We start from the raw sequence: 19,281 nt of genomic DNA, 5'->3' as shown, positions 1-19,281 counted from the left end.
TTTTTAAAAACAAGGGAAAAAATTACGTAGTCTGTTACAAACTAACTATTCTATTATCCAAATCAACTGTAAGAATGAACAATTTAAACCTATGTACTCTATTAGTTATTATGATTATTTAAATATGGATGTTATTAAATATATAGGGAAACGATCACCAGATCGTTTCCCTAAAGAAAGTTTTCAATATCGCGCAATACCAGAAATTGGAATAATGGGAATTACAGCCCCATTTCATTGGTTTTGTAAAGTGGAAAAACATATAAAATAAATATACTTAACTTAATATGAAATATGAAACTATCGCCATTACTTTCTATGTTGAAGATACAATTTAAAAAAATAATCAACTACATTCCAATTAGTAGAACACTATTAACGTTCTTTTTAGCTTGTATCCTTCTTGTTTTTTCAGGTTTTATTGGTGAAAGTTTTAATGAGTTTGGAAGGATATACTACTTTTTTGGTTTTTATATTCTTATCCAATGTATTTTAATTTTTTATCAAAAAAAATATTGGCAATGGAGAGTGGTTAAGATTATTTTTTGGTCCTGTTATTTTATTTCTATTTCTTATCAATACGCAAATAAGATTGAAGATTTTCAAGAAAATGCACTTAATGCACTGATCAAGATGGAAAATTTTCAATCAATTCATGGTTATTATCCAGAGAAAGAAGAGTTTGCTTCTTTTATTTCTGATAGATTTAAAAATGGTATCATGATGTACCCTAGAAACTCCTCTGGGCTTGATGGATTAGGAGTGCCCATTAAAAATTACACAAAAGGTAAAGTCATATTACCCCCAATAGCACATGATGAAATAACAAAAATGACTGTGATGTTTTATCATCCATCAATTCCATTTCATAAGTGTTATTTTCATAGAGTAAAACGCCAATGGCTTTGTTGGGGAGATTGATAAATAGTTTTTATAAAATTAAGGACCATTCATACACTCCCACCAAAATCTACCACATTCAAACCACCAATATAATCTTTGATCATTGTAATAATGATAACTAAAAAATAAGATTGCCAATAGTGACAAAATGAATATCATGGTGTTTTTTTGTTTGGTGTTTAAATGATCTTTAACTAATAGAATTAATATCAATAAGAATATTGATGAAAAAACAAAATATATTAGGTACACCACCATACCAAACCACCACATTTTACCCTTGGTAATGAAAACAACTATACTAAGATACATGCTGTGGCTGAGGCCAAATACACTACAACTAGCTAACACTAAAGATAATAGTACCCTGAATTTATCTAATATCTTCATTTAAATAATGTTTCTACCTTGAGTTGTTTTTTAAGTTGCTATCTTTTCTATTCATCATCAACTCTATTAATGATGAATAGAAAACGATGGTAACTGTAGATGTTTTGAGGTTTCATAACTGGATATTAAATTTTATACCATTAGCTAGCTCATATAACTTAGAAATTAATCTTTTACTTTTGTATTTTTTGTGTCAAAGTAATTTTTTGCTTATTTTTTGGGTTGTTTAATGGATACCATATACCATTCAATATACCATCTTTACTTAGATTGAGCTTGAAAACATACTCATTATTTTCCAAATACCACTCATTTTTTTCTGGATCTTCATTCCAAAGAACAGATCCTTCTACACTCTTTATTTTACCATTAGAAACATAGTATTCTCCGTATACACTAGTTTCCATATAAGAAATAACATCTAAAATAATTAATGTAAAAGGTTCATTATTTATTTCCCCATACCATACACCAGGAGTTAGACTACTATAAGAAGGCTGACAATTAGTTTTTTTATCAATTAAGATGCATTTCCCATAAGGTGTAAGATGAGATGCTATATCTGTATAATTAAATTGATTAGTAAAAAAATTTAACTCTTTAAGCCTTTCACCATAGTCAATACAATATGGGCCGGTGAATATAAGCTTATCTTGATGTAAAGACATCTCTGCATTAAATATCATAAAGTCAGGCTCAAATGATCCCTCTTTTAAACATTCTTCGTAAGCGACTCTTTGAGTTGTTGATAAATTTTCTTCTGTTAGCTTTTTTTCAATACTTTGTTTTCTTTGAAGGTATACTTGATCATTAAGCCATGGCCCCTCTTTAAAAAGGAGGTTAATTGTTAAGTATCTTCCTTGGCTATCAAAACTTAAGTTTTCCTTATCATTTTCTTGATTACTTTGTAAGCTGAAAGATAAAAATGAATCTGTAATAGCAGAGATTTGATAAGTGTTAAAACTTAGAGAATAATCCTGATCAAATTTTCTTAATTTTACTTTTAGAAACATATTAATGTTTTTAGCTGCATCAGATTTTCCCGTTACCACAGGAAATTGGTGATTTTCATCAATGTGGCTACTATATATTTTCAGTTTAGGGTCTATGTCTATTTTTTCCTGAGAAATAGATACCTTACAAAAAAAATATAAAGAAACTATAGATATAACAAATACGCTTCTAATGATTATTTTATGTTGTTTTGATCTCAAAATATCCCCTTCTTTATATTTAGCATTCAAACTGTCAAGTTAATAGCATTGGATTAAAATAAGCCAGATCAAGTTTGTATTTTCTCATACTGTAGACGCAACTTGGCTAATCTCACACCAAATTTTCAAACGACGTAAGACTAAAGTTCTGAAGGTTTTTGCTGATACCAAGTGGCGATCTAATTTGAAGAAATCATAGACTGTGCCGAAGTTGGCCAGAAACTGTTGAGCCTGTTTGATAGATTTGAACTTCCTCATTTTCCGTTCCCTCAAACGAGTGGCCTGATGTGAGTTTTCGGCTCGGTTATTTTCTCCTTTACTTCTCGTATGAATGCTTGAAGGAAATAGCTGAGCACAAGGTTTAATATAGCTTTTAAGTTTGTCGGTGACAATTAACCGTGGTTGACCACCCTGCTTTCTTAGCTTCTGCAGAAACCGCTTGGCTGCTTTACTGTCTCGTTTTTTTTGGACCAGAATGTCTATCGTTTGACCATCTTGGTCAACTGCTCGCCAAAGATAAACTATCTGTCCATTTATCTTGCAGAATACTTCATCTAGAAACCACTGATCACCATAACCAGTGTGCCTTACTCTTAATTTTCTAGAAAATTCTCGGCTAAATTTCAAACACCAATATCGAATACTTTCATAAGTGATCACAATGCCTTTCTCAGCCATCATCAATTCAATGTCTCTAAAACTCAGGCTGAAACGATAGTATAACCAAACGCAATGGCTGATCATGGCTGGTGGAAAACGATGGCAACGATAGATATTTTGAGGTTTCATGGCTAAATAGTAAACATCAAGCCATTAACTTGACAGTACCGATGGCAACGGTAAATGTTTTGAGGTTTCATAACTGAATAATAAATTTCATGCCATTAATTTGACAGTACCTAAATAGCATTTCTAATAACTATTTTATTTTCCAATTCTCTGAAATTTACCTATTTGAGTTTTTTCATCTATAGTATAAATATCAACTAGTTCTTCTTTCCCATTAATTACTTTGTATAATTCAGCACCCTCTTAAGGAGCCTCTATTTTCTCTGAACCTCCAAATACCTTCGAATATGGAATACCAACAGTTTCTGCTTTTTCTACCTTAAACTTAATTAAACCATAGGTATTTTTATCATCAGAAAAAGGGGGCGTTGCATAATCTAAGCGTAAAGTTTCAACCAACTCATCATAATGTTTAATATGTTAAATATCTTCTGCACGGGCTATATAACCAAATATTACATTGAAATTTTATATGATTAAACATGAACACTTTATATTGCAAATTAACACTATTTCATTATTTTGAAATTTAAATTGATTTTTATTTTTTACTTTTGTATGATTAAAATAGGTATTTTTGTTTTTAAAATAGTAGAACTAAAAAGAAAGATAAAACATCAATATGATCAATCAATACATGAAATATTCGTTACAAAATCTTCGCTCTGTCCGTGACTTAAAATATATCTTTATGAATAAATTAATCGTGGTTTTATGCTTTTTAGTCGTTTTTACTAACTCTTCATGTACGCAAAAAGAAGATGAAAGTGTTCAAAAGTAGAAAGAAGCAGCGGAACAAGGAGATTTAAAAGCTCAATTTTCCTTAGGTGATATATATTTAAAAGGTAAAAAAGCGAAAAAGGACTATGATCAAGCTATTTATTGGTATACAAAAGCAGCTGAGCAGGGAGATACAAATGCCCAAGTAAATATAGGATTTATATATGGGCATTTTAAAAAAGATACTGAATAGGCAATATTTTGGTATAAAAAAGCAGCAGAGCAAGGGGATGTAGTAGGTCAATATAATTTAGGTTGGACATATCGGGAGATGAAAGATATAAAACAAGCCAAAAAATGGTTTGATCAAGCATGTAAGAATGGTCATCAGCATAGTTGTCGTCTACTTAAAGAAATGGAGTGATACTGTTCAGGTTCATTTCTGGAGGGGATAGAATGGGGCTATTTTTCTTAAAAATATTCTACATATTATTCTCAAGTAAAAATTACATTTCCATAGATGGACCACTACGATCTTTTGTTTGCAGTGCTAATTGTCTTTGAAGTTCTTGTTCTGGCTGCTGTTCAAGCTGTTGTTGAGCTGAATTCAATGTTTGTTCAGGATCATTTTTACTGGCTTCGATTGCATCAAAAGAGGCCATCTTAGATGAATCTTTTGTAAATACACCGATTAAATTCTTAGCTTGATCTACACCAACATGGATAACATCATCTGCGGTAATTTTTTTATCTACAGCCTGTTTTACAGCAGTGGTAACCATTGAATCAGCGTGGTTTTGATGAACATTTAATTTTTCTAAAGAAGGATAAAGATATCCGCCTATTTTGTCATGTAGTGCTTTTATTTCTGAATATTCATGGTTTGATTTCTCTTCCCTTTGTCTACTTTCTTCCTTAGTGCTATTTTGATATTCTTTTATAATCTTGGTTATATCATCTTTATTATTATCTATATCTTCATCTATAGTTTTATTTGTATTTTTATCGTTATTATTTTGATTTAAATATAGTTTTTTGTTTAAATCATTTGGGTCATAGTAGGTAGCACTTGTTGCTTTACCATCCAACTTGAAACCATTTTTTTCCAATTCTGCTGGATCTAGTTTTAATTCACCCATATCAATAACAATCTTGGCACCCCTATCATAAATTGCGTCAAAATCGAAAACATCACCAACACGTTTTGCTCCTTCTTGATTTTTATAGAACACATCAAAATAATACTCTCGAGAGCCACTAATATTTTCATCTGATGCATCAATACTTAAGTCTGCGTTTATGTTAATTCCTTTTTTACTCTCATATACGACTTCATTTAATTTTTCATCATAACGAACATCAATAAATTTATACATGTATGAAGACTGGTCAAATAAATCCTTTAAGGTTAAATCTGGCTGCTTTGATTTAAGATATTCAAGTTCAGCATTCCAAGCAGCTATTTCTGCCTTTGCCTCTGACTTATTTTTAGCTTCAAGCATTGACTTAATTGCATTTGTATAGTCGTGAATTGGTTTGTCACTCTGAGCAATATCCCCGGCTTGATCAAAAAAAACCTTTAAATCTTTGGCATAAATATCTTTATTTAGGGCATGGTTTGTTTCGTGTGCTATAGATGATACTAGTGTTCCTAATGAACCAGTTAATGCCTCTGATTTCAAATATACTGTTCTTTTTTCAGAGCTATATTCTGCAATTGCAGTAGGATCAGAAACGCCTACAACAAAACTTTCAATGCCTTCATTTTTAACAGCTTCCTCTAAAGCATTTTGAAGAGAAGGGGTTGCATTTATCGCTGCAATCAAATTCTTATATTCAGGACTATTTTTACCACCGTTATCTTTTAATTCAGTATTGGCAAAGGTTTCTAATATCGTATTGAGCTTTTCACTAAAAGGTGGCATATATAGTTATCTCCTTTAACGCACATCAATACGAGTGACACATTCATGCTCAACATTATTTTGAATTTTATATTGAACTAAAATATTTAGATTGTCTCGTGAGTATTGACGACTTGTCCCCCTATACTGACTATCACCTAGATATCTGAACCCATTTGCTAAAAATTGCTTGTGATAGGACTCAAGCGTAACAAAACAGCCTGCGCTTATAGTTTGTGGAGAAGAGTCCTTTTTTGTTGTTGGAATAAATTCAAAATAGAGTTTTTTCCTTTCATCATCAGATGATGGATCTATGAACAAAACTATATGGTAGACCCAACTATTATTATTTAAGTGCCCTATAAAATCATAGTCATTTGGTTTATTTAACCGAGAAACGCCTTTTGTTCCCATCGTATCTTCAATTAACTTTGGTGTTAACTCATCAGTTGAACGAATTTTTTCTAATAATTTTAGAAAGCGTTGACTTGCTTCTTGCGCAGAGAGTGTATTTTCATCATTATTTTTAAGGCTAGATACTGTGGGCATGAAAGGCTCCTCTTTGTGTATAGTTGGTTGTACACAAGCCACGCATAACATGTTTAAGGGTATAAGGTACAGGTATTTGCTAAAAAAATTCATTTTAGTAACGAAAAATATAATACATTTAATTAATTATGATAATACTATAATATAGTATATATTCGCTAGCTAAAATGATAAAATCAAATCCATTATATTCCTAATTAATTCATAAACATTTGTTTGTTTCATTATAAAAACACACATGTTATCCAGTTCGTTTCTAGGATAACCATCTTTAATTAGATGTCTCTAAAACTCAGACCTATAACCAAACGCAATGGCTGATGATGACTGGTGGAAAACAAAGGCAACGATAGATATTTGGTGATTTCATGGCATTATATTAAACATCAAACCATTAACTTGACAGTACCCTTTTGAACAATAATTGACACTTTTTCAGGTCATTAATTTGACCATACTTTTGTATCTATAAAAATAACAATAAATCACAAAATGTACTAGAAATATTACTTTTATTTACTCTTTAAAACAAATAAACACATCAATATCATTCATCGTTTATTTTTCTATTTTATGCCACCGGCCATTCATTGTATTTATTAGTAGGGTGTTTTCTAATAACAACTCCCATGTAATAAGGAATACACGATGAACTCAATACACCATATATCCAATAATACTCATTCTACAGCAGAGAATAATATCGCCATATTCAATGCAGTCGTAAAAAAATATAATATGGATGGTTATCAATTTACGGCCATAAAAAATGCAAAATGTACCATCCAAAAAGGAGAAATAACCTTTGTTTATGGCCCTTCAGGTAGTGGTAAGTCTACCTTTCTCAACATATTAGGAATGTTGGATAAACCCGATGAAGGACAAATCACTATCCTTGGTCAAGATGTCTTGTCCATGAACGACAACCAAGCCGCTGATTTTCGTGCCCAACATATTGGTTTTATATTTCAATCTTTCAACCTTATCCCTGTTCTTTCTGTAAGAGAAAATGTTGAGTTTCCGTTATTACATCATAATATTTCACGTCATGAACGCAGAAAGAAAGCCGAATATTATTTGGAGTCCGTAGGGCTTAAAGATTACATTAATCGTCGCCTTAGTGAAATTAGTGGTGGCCAACGACAACGGGTCGCTATTGCTCGAGCATTGGTTACCACACCCGCATTGGTTATTGCCGATGAGCCAACAGCCAATTTAGATTCATCAACATCAAATGAAATCATCCATCTGATGTTGGAAATGCGACGTCAGTTTGATACCAGTTTTGTTATTTGTACTCATAACGAAAATTTGCTTAATAAGTCTGGTCAATTAATACATATTGTTGACGGAAAACTAAAAGATGCAGGAGACTCTCAATGATTTGGTTGATAGCACTACGTAATTTGTTAAAAAATAGCCATCGCTCCATCATTACCATCACTTCTATCGGTATTGGTGGTTTGGCTATGATGCTCTTTGGTGGTTTTATTACTTCAATTTATTTTGGTGTACAAACGGGATTAATTCAAGATCAAGGTCAGCTACAAATTTACCAGCAAGGTTACCTAAAATATGGTTCAGCTGATCCAGATAACTATACCATCAACGACTATCAAGCGGTGATTACCCTACTCCAAAGTGATCCTCAACTTAAACGACAAATTTCAGTGATTACCCCACAAATTTCTCTGGCAGGAATTGCAGGAATTACAGAAACGGGCAACAGCAAAACATTTATTGGACGGGGTATTCAACCAGAAGAAGCAGACAAAATGCGTCTGTGGGATGGTTGGAATGTTAAGGTCTCTACACCTCCCACTGGTTTAAACCGAGATCAACATGATGAGGCTATCGTTGGGGTGGGGATGGCTCGCCAGCTGGGTCTATGCAAACAGTTAAATATTGTTGATTGTGAAGATCCACCGCGACTACAAGCCAAAGTAATTTCTGAAGAACAGATTGATGTTAGTGATCTCGTGTCTATTGAAGACAAAGCACAGCTCAATCAACAGACAGATAAAAGAAAAGGCCATCAGCTCAACCTATTAGCCGCAAGCACTGAAGGTGCACCAAACATCATGAGCGTTTATGTTAAACAAGCTCAATCACAAGCACAACGTTCTTTAGATAACGCCTATGTCATGGTACATTTCGATTTGGCACGTGAGTTACTATATGGTGATCAGCCTCGCTCTACCGTCATTTTAGTACAAATACATGACCCTAACCAAGCTGAGCAAGTTAAGCAACATATTCAACAAATATTAGATACCAACAACATGTCATTAGAAATATTGCATTTTAATGAAGTTGACCCTTCTTTTGATCGAGTTTTCAATATGTTTAGTTTTATTTTTGGAGTGGTCTCTCTATTTCTCGGGATTGTGATCATCTTTACCATCACCAATACAATTAATTTAACAGTCATGGAGCGGGTTAACGAGATAGGCACCATTCGCGCTATGGGGTTCCGTCGTAGTTTCATCATGCGGATGTTTCTATCTGAAAGTGCCCTGATGGGATTGTTCGGTATTCTTGCTTCCCTTGCCTTTACACTGATTGTTAGCACCATAATCAATAACATGAACTTAAGCTGGACACCACCAAGCAATGCAACGCCTCTTACAATTAACCTTATGATTCTAGAAAATCCACCGCTACTGCTAAGTATTATGGGGTTTCTGTTCACACTTTCGGTATTCGCCGCAATTTGGCCTACCTATAAAGCTTCACGAATGAATATTATTTCAGCCATCCATCACGTCTGATAACAGGAGAATTACTCATGCAAAATTTCACAAAAAAACTCATACAATTGAGCTGTATACTGACTTCGTTAGTTAACGTACCAGCATTGGCAGATCAAGCTTACGACATACTCAAGCGCTCTGATCAGATCCGTAACCCACAAACCTCATTTGTAGTAAATGTATCATTAAAGCAATTTGAAAATAAAAAGCTCACAGATCAAAATCGAGTTACAACCCATTCACGGCAAAATAGTACTGGGCAATTCTTGACCATTGTACATATGAATATGCCTAGCACGGACCGTGGCAAGCTATTATTGCGTAACGATAATATTCTATGGTTCTATGATCCTAAATCTAAAGTATCGGTTCGTATGTCACCGCGCCAACGCTTACTTGGTAATGCTTCGAATGGTGATGTTATTACCTCTAACTTTACCCTCGATTATTCAGCAGTATTAGAGGGAGTGGAAACAATTACTGATGGTGACCGCAATTCGCGTTTAGCCTGGAAACTAAGACTCAAAGCGACAAATGAATTTGCTCCGTATAAACAGGTAGAACTTTGGGTAGATAAAGAAAATGATCGTCCACTAAAAGGAAAATTCTATGGTAATAGTGGCAAATTACTAAAAGTTGCTTGGTATCGTAACTGGAAAATGGTATTTGATCGTATCCGCCCTACTGAAGTCGTTATTGGAGACGGTTTCAACCCAAATAAAATAACACTTATGCAAATGAGCCAATATCAGAAAAAAACGTTACCCCTGTCTTGGTTCAATAAAGAATGGCTTCCCCATTTTACGTCACAGGGAGAACAATGACAATGAACCAGACAAAACTGATTATATGCCTAAGCGCCATTCTATTAATACAGGATGTACTAGCTAATGATGACATTCCATCGCTACCTAGTTTCTCACACGAATCTGTGACAGACTCATCATCTCAAGCATTGGGTTCTCTTAGTCTGGATCTTAAAAGTCAGGCAATGGCTGATTGGGCAGAGCATGATAGCCCCATAGCCAGTGGACGAATCAGTACACGTCTCTATGGGCAAGGAAACATCAGCGATTCTCTAAGCATAGAATTAAACACACGGTTACGTAGCCAAATTAACAGCCGTGAACATTATCAAGCCGAGAAAAATATTCGTTTGGATATTCAATCGCTCGCTCTTAACTATACTCCAACAGAAAACTGGCATTGGATAGCTGGGCGAACAAACATTCGGAATGGTGTCGCCAGTGGTTTTAACCCTACTGATTGGTTTAAGAACAACAGTCAAGTGATCTTTGAAAGCTTAGATACGACCGATAGACGTGAAGATCGTCTTGGTGTTTTTGCTTTAATGGGCGTCTGGCTGAATACCGACAGTGTGTTAAGCTTTGGTTACCGACCAAACTTGCCTGTAAAATCAAAAACTGTAGCCAGCAATAGCAAGGTCATTGGTATGGGACTTGATCGCACTAATAACCAAGATGCTTTTTTTATTAAATACTCTCCATCACCAGCATCATGGAACAATCTATCACTGACAGTGAGCTCCCTATATCAAAGTACCCAACCTAGTTTGGGTACAGAACTAAGTTTAACTGTGCTAGACAATCTGGTACTATACAGTGAATGGTTTGTTCAACGACGACAAAACCTTGCCGATGAAGCACAAAGTAATATTGGAAACCAACGATTTTATCACCAACTTGTCAACGGAGTCACTTGGTCACTACCAGAAAGCCTAGTAGACAATAAAGATATTTCAATGAGCCTTGAATACCACTTTAATGAGGCGGGGCTAAAGCAAAGCCAACTTGGCTCATGGCGTAGAGCTATTGCACACAGTGATTGGAGAGCACGCAGTATAGCTTCACTTGCCAATATTAAACAGGAACCTTTGGCCCAACAACAGTTTTTTAATCGTATGGTATGGAATAATTTTTGGAAAAATAATGATCTTTCTATTATCACCACTGTCACCCCTATGGATGGCAGTGGTTTTAGTCAAGTAACATTAAGCACCCCCGTAATGCCTGCCCTACGTATGAACCTACAAGGTTACCACTATTTTGGCAGTCATAATACGATTTATGGCAGCACAGGACGTAAGGGGGGCATTATGCTATCATTTACTTATACTATCTAATTTTATACCTTCAACTGAAAATAAAAAACAGCAATATGATAAATTTCTGTAATTAAAGTAACAGCATATTTATGGTGCTCCTACTGGATGAAAGCGGTGAGGTAATTTAATGATAAAGTGGTTCTCTTCACGAACTGTATTTTCTATGCTATTGCTCAATACGCTGGTTTCAAGCTGTGCTCTGGTATTTGTACTAGTATTTTCATTACAGCGCATTGCAGATGAACATCCTCGACGTTATCTATCGAAAGCATTATTTTCTAATTTAGTAATGGATAAAACACCTGAACAGTTAGCTAAAATTAACATCAACGGGGTGCCACTCACTGTAATCCCACAAGATGCAATAAACGATGCACAATATGAGTCCTACAAACCACTACTCAAAATAGCACTACGTGACCCTGATGGTATAGCAATAATAACAAACAATGATAATTACATAGCTGCAGCGTTTGTGAATAAAAATCACACTTTTATCGTCTTACCACAATTCGGTCGTTCATTATCCTCTCAGGCTCTTAGTATAATTGGTTTGATTACAGTCGTAATCGTACTCATTTTATTGCTTAACTTTTACTCTATTCATTTGTTAACCAAACCATTCATTGAGCTGGGCCGAGGAGTTAAGCATGCCAACCAAGGTGATCTTAACTACCGAATTCCTCTCAACCGCACTTATGGTGAATACAAAACGCTCGCTGACAGTTTTAACACAATGTTACAACGATTACACCGCATTCATGAAGCCCGTCGCCATATGTTATTGGCAATCCCCCATGAGTTACGTACCCCCTTGACTCGCCTAAAAGTACGTAAAGATTTAATCACTGATGAGCCGTTACGTCAGGCGATACTTGGTGATATTGTTAATGTGGAACGTATTTTAGATGCTATTTTATATACCGAAAAAACACATTCCGGCGAAGATAAAATTAACTTAAGTAAAATTAATGTTGCTGAATTTTTTAATGAGATTGTTTTAGAGCAATTAAATACTAAGAGTTTAATTGAACTTAAGATGACTCATAATATGTCTTTTTTCTACAGTCATTCAGTTATGTTAGTTGTGTTAATGCGCAATCTGATTGGTAATGCTGTATTTTATGGTCAATCCCAACCCGTCACCATTTTTGTTAAGGAACAAGGCTACGCACTACACATTTCCGTGACTGATCGTGGAATTGGTATTGCTGAAGATCAACTACCTTTTTTGACTGAGCCTTTTTGGAGAGAGGATGAATCGCGTCAGCGCGAATCCGGTGGTTATGGGCTTGGGCTGTACATTTGTAAAACCATTGTTGATGGACTTAAAGGTGAAATAAAAATTGATAGTACCAAAGGTAAAGGTACTACAGTACAGGTTATATTTCCTGAGGCCTTTATCTTACCCAGTTCTAAATAAGTAGAACACCGGTAAAATGTTAATCAATGGTGTTTTATTAACTGAACTGCATTTATTCTATACGGATTAGAATGGGAATATGATTTTTTAGACTTCATCAACAAAACCAACAATGGCATAACCACGACTACGTATAGTACGAATAAAATCTACTCGTGCACCTGCCTCACGTATTTTGTTCCGTAGCCGGTAAATCAGAGCAATTATACTACGAGAATAAATAACACTATTACCATTACATCGCTGTAATAACTCTTCCTGACTTAGTACATCGCTTGGAGTCTTACTTAAAGCTAATAAGATTTCAAACTCCATGGATGTAATATCGAGCAAATTATCATTAATGAACACTTGGGCACGTGAAACATCAATACGCAAAGTATCATCATTCATTTGAAACATGATAAATTTACTACTTTTTTTCTCTGTCACAACAGATTTAGGCTTAAAGTCATTATGACGTCGGCAAACGGCATTAATTCGAGCAATAAGTTCACGGGGTTCAAAGGGTTTGGCAACATAGTCGTCAGCACCAGTCTCTAAACCAACGACTCTATCAACCAGATCAGTTCTGGCTGATACCATAATAATTGGAATATCGCATAAAGGGGGAGTTAAGTTACGGATGGTTCGACAAATTTCCAGACCCGTAATACGTGGCAACATTACATCCAGTAACACCAAATCATATTGATGTAGTTTTATTTGTTCTAGCCCCTCTTCTGAAGAATGTGCAACATCAAGACTTATTGCAAACATCTGCAAAACTGGCTTCATCGTTTCGCCTAAACCAATATCATCATCAATCATTAATACTTTCACATCTCACCTTTTATGCTGTTGATCCAGATTTATATAGTTTATACACGATAATAGCCATATATAAAACCAATAGACTAGAAAATAAAGCAACAATAAAACCTGTGTCAACACTGAATTGATCAATTACCAAAATAGGTTACAAAACGAGTGGTTTGAGTTTATTTTGAAGAAGGCAAGCCCAACGTAGCCCAACCTTCATGCCCCATTTCTTCAAGTAAAGCAATATTGCGTTCAAATATAGAATCTGGGTTCAACATTGTGGTTAAAGCTTTATCAATGCTGCTTTCTCGAATCAAATGTAGGGTTGGATAGGGAGAACGATTGGTGTAGTTACTGATGTCTTCCACATTAGTGCCTTCAAATTGAAACTCTGGATGAAAAGGCGCTAATTGAATCACCCCTTCCAGTTGATTATCAATAATGGCTTGATCAGCTAGCTCCATCATATCATTAAACAATAAAAAGTCTTCGAACAGTCTTGGGTGAATGAGTAAACTGGTATCGGTCTCTTCTGGTGGACAATTTGCCAAGAATAAAAGTTCTCTATCTAGATCTTCTAAAAAGCCATCTAAATGACGAGCATGACTAACAATCAATTTAACTTGATTTTTAGCATACACAGCTTTGGCAAAAGGACATAAATTGAGACCAATAATAGCTTTTTCTAGCCAAGTCCGAGTGTGAGCTAAAATAATTTCATCAGAGCTGGAATGCTGTAACATAAATGACACCAACAATTATTGTTTAAGAGTTATGTTATTATAATAGCAAAAAAAAGACTAACAACAAATGACTTTTGGCCCTTTTTTTGCATTATCAAGTTAATCTAATTAGATTAAAATAGCCCAAACAGAGTTGGCATCTCCCCAGAGTTTAGACACAACAAACTGTTTTTAAATTAATTTTTTTATTATATATACATAACATTAGACATGTATAATGAATGAAAGTCATTTTTATTGACTACATTCATTCTACGAGAGGTCTCCCAACTGAGTTTTCTGATAAACTTTATTTTTATTTGTATTAAATGTCTGTATTTGATTTTTTCCAACCACTCATTGAGCACCACAAACAAACCAAAGTAACTGAAATTTGAACGGTTACAATAGGAAAAATTGACTCAGTGGGCTGATGACTGTAAATCAAACGACTCCACCCCAGAAATTGTATTGGAAGATAAAGGCCAATACCTAAACTAAATATACCTACTAGAAAAATCAGTAATAAAGTAAATTTAATTTTGCCACTATTCTTAAGTGTATAACTATTAGCAGACCAAGTTAAAATAAAATATGATACTAAAAAGGCAAAAACAGATAATACTACCCCATACCCTCCTAATTTAACACCATTTAAATCAGAAGAGTTAGCTAAGCCAAATATAGATAATCCTATGCTACAGGTTGCAGTTAAGAAGCCCACAAAATTAAGTATTGTTACTATAATTGTTATAAATAACTTCATTAATAAACTCGCTGTTATGTTCGTTTCTAACTAAGTATTAATATTACAAACTAATATTTGTTAGATTAATATTCATTTAAAGTAAATTTATTTAGCAAAAAAAATCGTAGATAAAAAATATGTATCAAGATCCTCTAGAAAATTATTAGTAAATTGAAATCTGGGAAAGAGGGGTCGATTAAAAATACTATCCCAAAAAAGAGTTGAAATTGATTTTTTATAGCGATAACTTCATTAGGAAAAAAATAATGAAAAAAATATTTTTTATATTGGTCTTTGGTTGTTTTTTGATAAGTTGTAGTAGTAAAGAAAACTTAGACGAAATTCACAAAAAAGTCGATATATTTCATGCTTATTATGATAAAAGTGAATATGGCGAGATTTATTATGTCATGACATCAAAAGAATATAAAGATAGTATAGCCTTTAAAAAAACATAATCAGTTTCTAGGTATTGTAAAAAAATCATTAGGTAATTTTTCTAGGAAGAAAGAGATTAGAACTAATATAAATTATCAAACAAATAGAAATATTATTACTATTGTTTATAGGACTAAATTTGAAAAAGGAGAAGGTACAGAAACTTTTACCTTTATTAAATCTGCCAATCGAAATTTCGAATTGTACTCATATTATATAGAATCACCAGAATTACTAAAAAATGGTAAAGAGTTGCACAAACTCCTTTATGAAAAATAATTGTAAAATAAATCAATAAAATAAAGATGATCAATGGCAAGTAAGGTAAAGATCGTATATTGTTTAATATGAGAGAAGATTGGTGTATTTGACCATTACCCCATTCTTTACTATTTGCCATAATTTCGTTGTAATTGATCACGTAAGTTAGGCGGTATCCCTTTGATCACAAGTGTATCGGTTTGTGGGTCCCATTTGACGCGATCACCCAGCAAATCTGAGTCAAATCCAATAGAAAGGCCACCACCACTGCCATTGAATTTCTTTAATTGCCGTAATGTACTGCGATCGGCAGGAAATTTTTCATCTAACTCATACTCACTATTATTTAAAAATGACACAAAATTTTGTTCGTTTTGTTCTGGCAATATTTTTACTAACTGGGACAACTGAATTTCTTCGCCTGCTTGTAATTGCTGTTGACAATAACTGTATACTTGTTCTCGGCTAGCTTGCTTTTCGTGTTTGTCTAATTGAATTTCCTGACAATAATCATCTACAGCTAAAACAAGGCTCTTGTTCTGAGCTTTTTTATCTAAACCTTCACTTGCACCAAGATAATCCATAAATAGATCAGAAACTTTACGTCCAACGCTTCCTTTCAAAAAAGTCAAATAACGTTTAGAATCATTGTTTATCTGCCACTCTGTTAAATCAACTCGAGCTATAATATCGGCATGGTCAATATCAAGATAACGAGTCAGAGAAATATCTAACTGTTCATTTACTAACATACTGTTACAGCTATCTAAGACGGCAATCAATAGATATTCCACAGCTAAGTAACGGTATAAACAAAATACCACTGTTCCACCTTCAGTAAATGGATATTTTGCTATTTCATTACGAAGCTGTTTGGTTGACTCTTGAGAGAAATTTAAAAAATCTTGATTACCTTTTTGTAACTCCTTGATTGATTCGGCGAATAAACTCTCCTCATTAAAAAGCCCGTATACCTTACTTTTATTATTATAAACACGATTAATATCCATAATTAACTCATTAACCGCGGAATTACTTTCTAAAACCGTCTCACGTAATACAACATCAATTTCAGACTCTGATTTACGAACCAGTTGATGCAATATAATTTTTTCTATTTGTAAACTCATGTTTATCTCTTTTGGTAATCATAAAAATATAATTCTAGATAACCGATATTATATCAGTTCATATTTACAATCATTTTTAAATTTATCACTGGCTTTAACGCTATATAAAAATCTAAATCCAATGATTGACCATTGATTTTGGTGTTAACAACTTCTATTTGTCTTACAAAAACACGACAGACAAGTAATACTATAAATTCAAATAAAGCCATAAATAATAGATATTTTTAATCAAATAATCAGACGATGATAAAAATGTATGTAGTCACCTATATTAATGGCAATATTATTAATCGTTAACCAACTCAAAACCCAAGCGCCTTGCTTTTATTTCCTGTTTTTTAGGTATAGTAAACACACCAATATCCCCAGTATTTGCACCACAAACCATTATGTGCATCATTCCATCATCACTGCTTTTTTCATCTAATACATTGATTTGAGCTTTTAATAGTTGATTCTTCAATTGAATTAATGCGGCAGAAACAGAACCACCCTCACATTGTTTTACCCCCAATGACTTCATCACGGTAACAGTTCCCTCTTTATTTGAAGCTTCAAGAGAACAAGACAGACAAAATAAAGAACATAATAGAGTAATCATGAAATATCGGTGCATAAACATACCCTTTAATTTATTTAAGCAAACATTTAATTATGATTCTTTTAGAACCTATATTTTGCTTAATGACACAATACCAAGCTATAAACCTGTGTTCACAGGTCTATTTTTCTATTGGTTTTTCCATCTATTCGAAAAACCAGACTTATTAAACAATCTTTGTTCTACACTAAACGTGAAATAAGATCATTTGGATTACCAGCTAAAAAGTGAATTGGTGCGACTTCAATTACTGTGTATGCTCCACTGGCTTGTTTAAAGGTTGCTCTTGCTGCAGAAACTAAAAACTGAGCAGTTAAGGCTGGATTATTAATACGCATAGAATATTCAAATAATTGATTATGCGTATTACCTGATACTCCTTTATGAGTAAGGTGAACACCATGCCCCATGTCTTTTAAAGCACTCACATCATCCACTTGCTTTACATGTGTTTCATCAGAAATAAAATAGGCATCTGCTTTTAATAATTTTTCTACTGTTGCAAAATCAGCACCATCTTCTAATTCAACATAAACTAAACGGCGGTGAATACCCGTATCAAGAGGAACAGTGATGGATAAAGCATCTTTTACTCCTGAAATGGCTTTGGCTGCAACACTATGCCCCATGCTCATACCTGGACCAAAATTAGTATAAGTCATTCCCTTTGGTGCCATTGCCAACATTAATGCTCGAATAATGGAATCGGAACCAGGATCCCAACCGGCAGAAATAATTGCTGTTGAGCCATACTCTTTTGCCACTGGATCGAGTGTATTTTTTAAATCTATGATATTAGAGTGGATATCAAAACTATCAACCGTATTTATCCCCTTTTTTAATATTTCTAAAGCAGTATCTTTGATTATCCGTGTCGGCGAACATAAAATAGCAACATCAACGTTGTCTAATTTATCAATTGAGTCAACAACAGTATAATCAGCTAATTCTGGTAAAGGTGTTATATTACGTCTCACGATACCTGCAACTTCAAAATCATCTGCTGCATTAAGTGCATCAAGCGTAAACTTACCAATATTTCCATAACTGATAATCGCGGCCCTAATTTTTCTGGTCATTATGCCCTCATTTCTTAATTTTAGTATGAAATATATGTAATCGGTAACTATTTGTTAGAATAAATAAAAAAGGTAAACAACAAATAATTCATGATATTTATGTATTATATAATAGATCAAACAAAAAGCCCCTACTCTATAAGGGCTTTTGTGCTTTCTTCTCTGATGAAATTTTACTCTTTAGCTTCAGCGAAATCACTTAAAATATATTTTTACTGACAAATCGCTTTACCCGTTAAATGATTAATTGCACCATGTTTCATCGATAATCCCACCATATCAGCCAAACCACGGGAACATGCGTAAGAAAGAACTCTTTGATTATAATTTGTGTAGTAGTCACACGATTTAAATCTGCCTTTTGCTCTATTAAGTATTCCACCTTTTGTTAACTATTACGTTTTTTAAATTCTTCATAGCGAAAATACATATCACATGCCATAAGAAACTCATTATGCCAGTGCCAGTAAATGTGCAAAAAATAATAAAACACACAAGGCAGATAACAAATTAAAAAGTAAACTTCAAATAATACATTCCAATTCAGTAGGGTTAGCATGATACTGACAGCTATAATCCATATAAACTGAACAACTAATAAAAACAGCATTTTGATCATAAACGGCTTTGTATATAAAACATTTAATAGAATTGATTTAGGAAAGAAATCGATCTCTTTCAAAAAAATCCTACCAAGAAAAATGTACCGTTTAGATGCGCGGGAGAAA

At 33.7% G+C, this 19,281-nt stretch carries 19 protein-coding genes; 9 read left to right on the top strand and 10 right to left on the bottom strand.

Translation table 11 applies throughout. The annotated features are described in order from the left end of the window. Positions 1–294: 294 nt before the first annotated feature. A complete protein-coding gene (locus tag AADH04_RS14570) occupies positions 295–921 on the top strand; it encodes a hypothetical protein (protein WP_434777999.1) in 627 nt (208 codons plus the stop codon). A gap of 545 nt (positions 922–1,466) precedes the next feature. Here the strand turns inward: AADH04_RS14570 and AADH04_RS14565 are convergent. Together AADH04_RS14565 and AADH04_RS14560 are read right to left on the bottom strand one after the other, a co-directional pair. Beyond that, complete coding sequence (locus AADH04_RS14565) at positions 1,467–2,507, bottom strand: hypothetical protein (protein ID WP_434777998.1); 1,041 nt, start codon at positions 2,505–2,507, stop codon at positions 1,467–1,469. Between the two features lie 84 nt (positions 2,508–2,591). Further along, positions 2,592–3,296: an IS6 family transposase gene (locus AADH04_RS14560; protein WP_434777997.1), complete on the bottom strand. Its 705-nt coding sequence runs from the start codon at positions 3,294–3,296 to the stop codon at positions 2,592–2,594. 832 nt (positions 3,297–4,128) lie between these two features. Here AADH04_RS14560 and AADH04_RS14555 point away from each other — a divergent pair. Together AADH04_RS14555 and AADH04_RS14550 are read left to right on the top strand one after the other, a co-directional pair. Further along, the gene (locus AADH04_RS14555; protein ID WP_434779861.1) at positions 4,129–4,269 is read left to right on the top strand and encodes a hypothetical protein; all 141 of its coding nucleotides are present in this window, start codon (positions 4,129–4,131) and stop codon (positions 4,267–4,269) included. 3 nt (positions 4,270–4,272) lie between these two features. Continuing rightward, positions 4,273–4,440: a tetratricopeptide repeat protein gene (locus AADH04_RS14550; protein ID WP_434779860.1), complete on the top strand. Its 168-nt coding sequence runs from the start codon at positions 4,273–4,275 to the stop codon at positions 4,438–4,440. Between the two features lie 82 nt (positions 4,441–4,522). Here AADH04_RS14550 and AADH04_RS14545 read toward each other — a convergent pair whose 3' ends face one another. Both AADH04_RS14545 and AADH04_RS14540 read right to left on the bottom strand, forming a co-directional pair. Continuing rightward, positions 4,523–5,941, bottom strand: coding sequence for a hypothetical protein (locus AADH04_RS14545; protein WP_434777996.1), 1,419 nt, complete (start codon positions 5,939–5,941; stop codon positions 4,523–4,525). A 15-nt stretch (positions 5,942–5,956) separates the two neighbouring features. Beyond that, positions 5,957–6,469: a hypothetical protein gene (locus tag AADH04_RS14540; protein WP_434777995.1), complete on the bottom strand. Its 513-nt coding sequence runs from the start codon at positions 6,467–6,469 to the stop codon at positions 5,957–5,959. 648 nt (positions 6,470–7,117) lie between these two features. Here AADH04_RS14540 and AADH04_RS14535 point away from each other — a divergent pair. The 5 genes from AADH04_RS14535 to AADH04_RS14515 all read left to right on the top strand — a co-directional run bounded on the left by AADH04_RS14535 (position 7,118) and on the right by AADH04_RS14515 (position 12,770). Further along, entirely contained in the window at positions 7,118–7,852 is a 735-nt protein-coding gene (locus tag AADH04_RS14535; RefSeq protein ID WP_434777994.1) for an ABC transporter ATP-binding protein, read from the top strand. After that, positions 7,849–9,240: an ABC transporter permease gene (locus AADH04_RS14530; RefSeq protein WP_434777993.1), complete on the top strand. Its 1,392-nt coding sequence runs from the start codon at positions 7,849–7,851 to the stop codon at positions 9,238–9,240. The genes AADH04_RS14535 and AADH04_RS14530 overlap by 4 nt, the downstream gene beginning before the upstream one ends. Positions 9,241–9,509: 269 nt before the next feature. Further along, complete coding sequence (locus tag AADH04_RS14525) at positions 9,510–10,046, top strand: outer membrane lipoprotein-sorting protein (RefSeq protein WP_434777992.1); 537 nt, start codon at positions 9,510–9,512, stop codon at positions 10,044–10,046. A gap of 2 nt (positions 10,047–10,048) precedes the next feature. Then, entirely contained in the window at positions 10,049–11,365 is a 1,317-nt protein-coding gene (locus tag AADH04_RS14520; RefSeq protein WP_434777991.1) for a hypothetical protein, read from the top strand. 109 nt (positions 11,366–11,474) lie between these two features. Continuing rightward, a complete protein-coding gene (locus AADH04_RS14515) occupies positions 11,475–12,770 on the top strand; it encodes a sensor histidine kinase (RefSeq protein ID WP_434777990.1) in 1,296 nt (431 codons plus the stop codon). An 87-nt stretch (positions 12,771–12,857) separates the two neighbouring features. Here the strand turns inward: AADH04_RS14515 and AADH04_RS14510 are convergent, their stop codons facing one another. The 3 genes from AADH04_RS14510 to AADH04_RS14500 all read right to left on the bottom strand — a co-directional run bounded on the left by AADH04_RS14510 (position 12,858) and on the right by AADH04_RS14500 (position 15,059). After that, entirely contained in the window at positions 12,858–13,592 is a 735-nt protein-coding gene (locus tag AADH04_RS14510) for a response regulator transcription factor (protein ID WP_434777989.1), read from the bottom strand. A gap of 158 nt (positions 13,593–13,750) precedes the next feature. Next, entirely contained in the window at positions 13,751–14,314 is a 564-nt protein-coding gene (locus AADH04_RS14505) for a DUF1415 domain-containing protein (protein ID WP_434777988.1), read from the bottom strand. A 304-nt stretch (positions 14,315–14,618) separates the two neighbouring features. Next, the gene (locus AADH04_RS14500; RefSeq protein ID WP_434777987.1) at positions 14,619–15,059 is read right to left on the bottom strand and encodes a hypothetical protein; all 441 of its coding nucleotides are present in this window, start codon (positions 15,057–15,059) and stop codon (positions 14,619–14,621) included. A gap of 248 nt (positions 15,060–15,307) precedes the next feature. Here AADH04_RS14500 and AADH04_RS14495 point away from each other — a divergent pair, with 248 nt between their 5' ends. Beyond that, entirely contained in the window at positions 15,308–15,499 is a 192-nt protein-coding gene (locus AADH04_RS14495) for a hypothetical protein (RefSeq protein ID WP_434777986.1), read from the top strand. 369 nt (positions 15,500–15,868) lie between these two features. Here the strand turns inward: AADH04_RS14495 and yejK are convergent, their stop codons facing one another. From yejK to AADH04_RS14480, 3 genes are all read right to left on the bottom strand, one after another. Beyond that, entirely contained in the window at positions 15,869–16,870 is a 1,002-nt protein-coding gene (yejK, locus tag AADH04_RS14490) for a nucleoid-associated protein YejK (protein ID WP_434777985.1), read from the bottom strand. 289 nt (positions 16,871–17,159) lie between these two features. Beyond that, complete coding sequence (locus tag AADH04_RS14485) at positions 17,160–17,489, bottom strand: hypothetical protein (protein WP_434777984.1); 330 nt, start codon at positions 17,487–17,489, stop codon at positions 17,160–17,162. 167 nt (positions 17,490–17,656) lie between these two features. Further along, positions 17,657–18,553: a diaminopimelate dehydrogenase gene (locus tag AADH04_RS14480; RefSeq protein ID WP_434777983.1), complete on the bottom strand. Its 897-nt coding sequence runs from the start codon at positions 18,551–18,553 to the stop codon at positions 17,657–17,659. Positions 18,554–19,281: the final 728 nt, after the last annotated feature.

Source organism: Neisseria sp. Ec49-e6-T10, from assembly GCF_051132615.1.
Classification (GTDB): Bacteria; Pseudomonadota; Gammaproteobacteria; order Burkholderiales; family Neisseriaceae.
The sequence above is the reverse complement of the archived record's forward strand: the minus strand, read 5'-3'. Positions and strand labels throughout refer to the sequence as shown.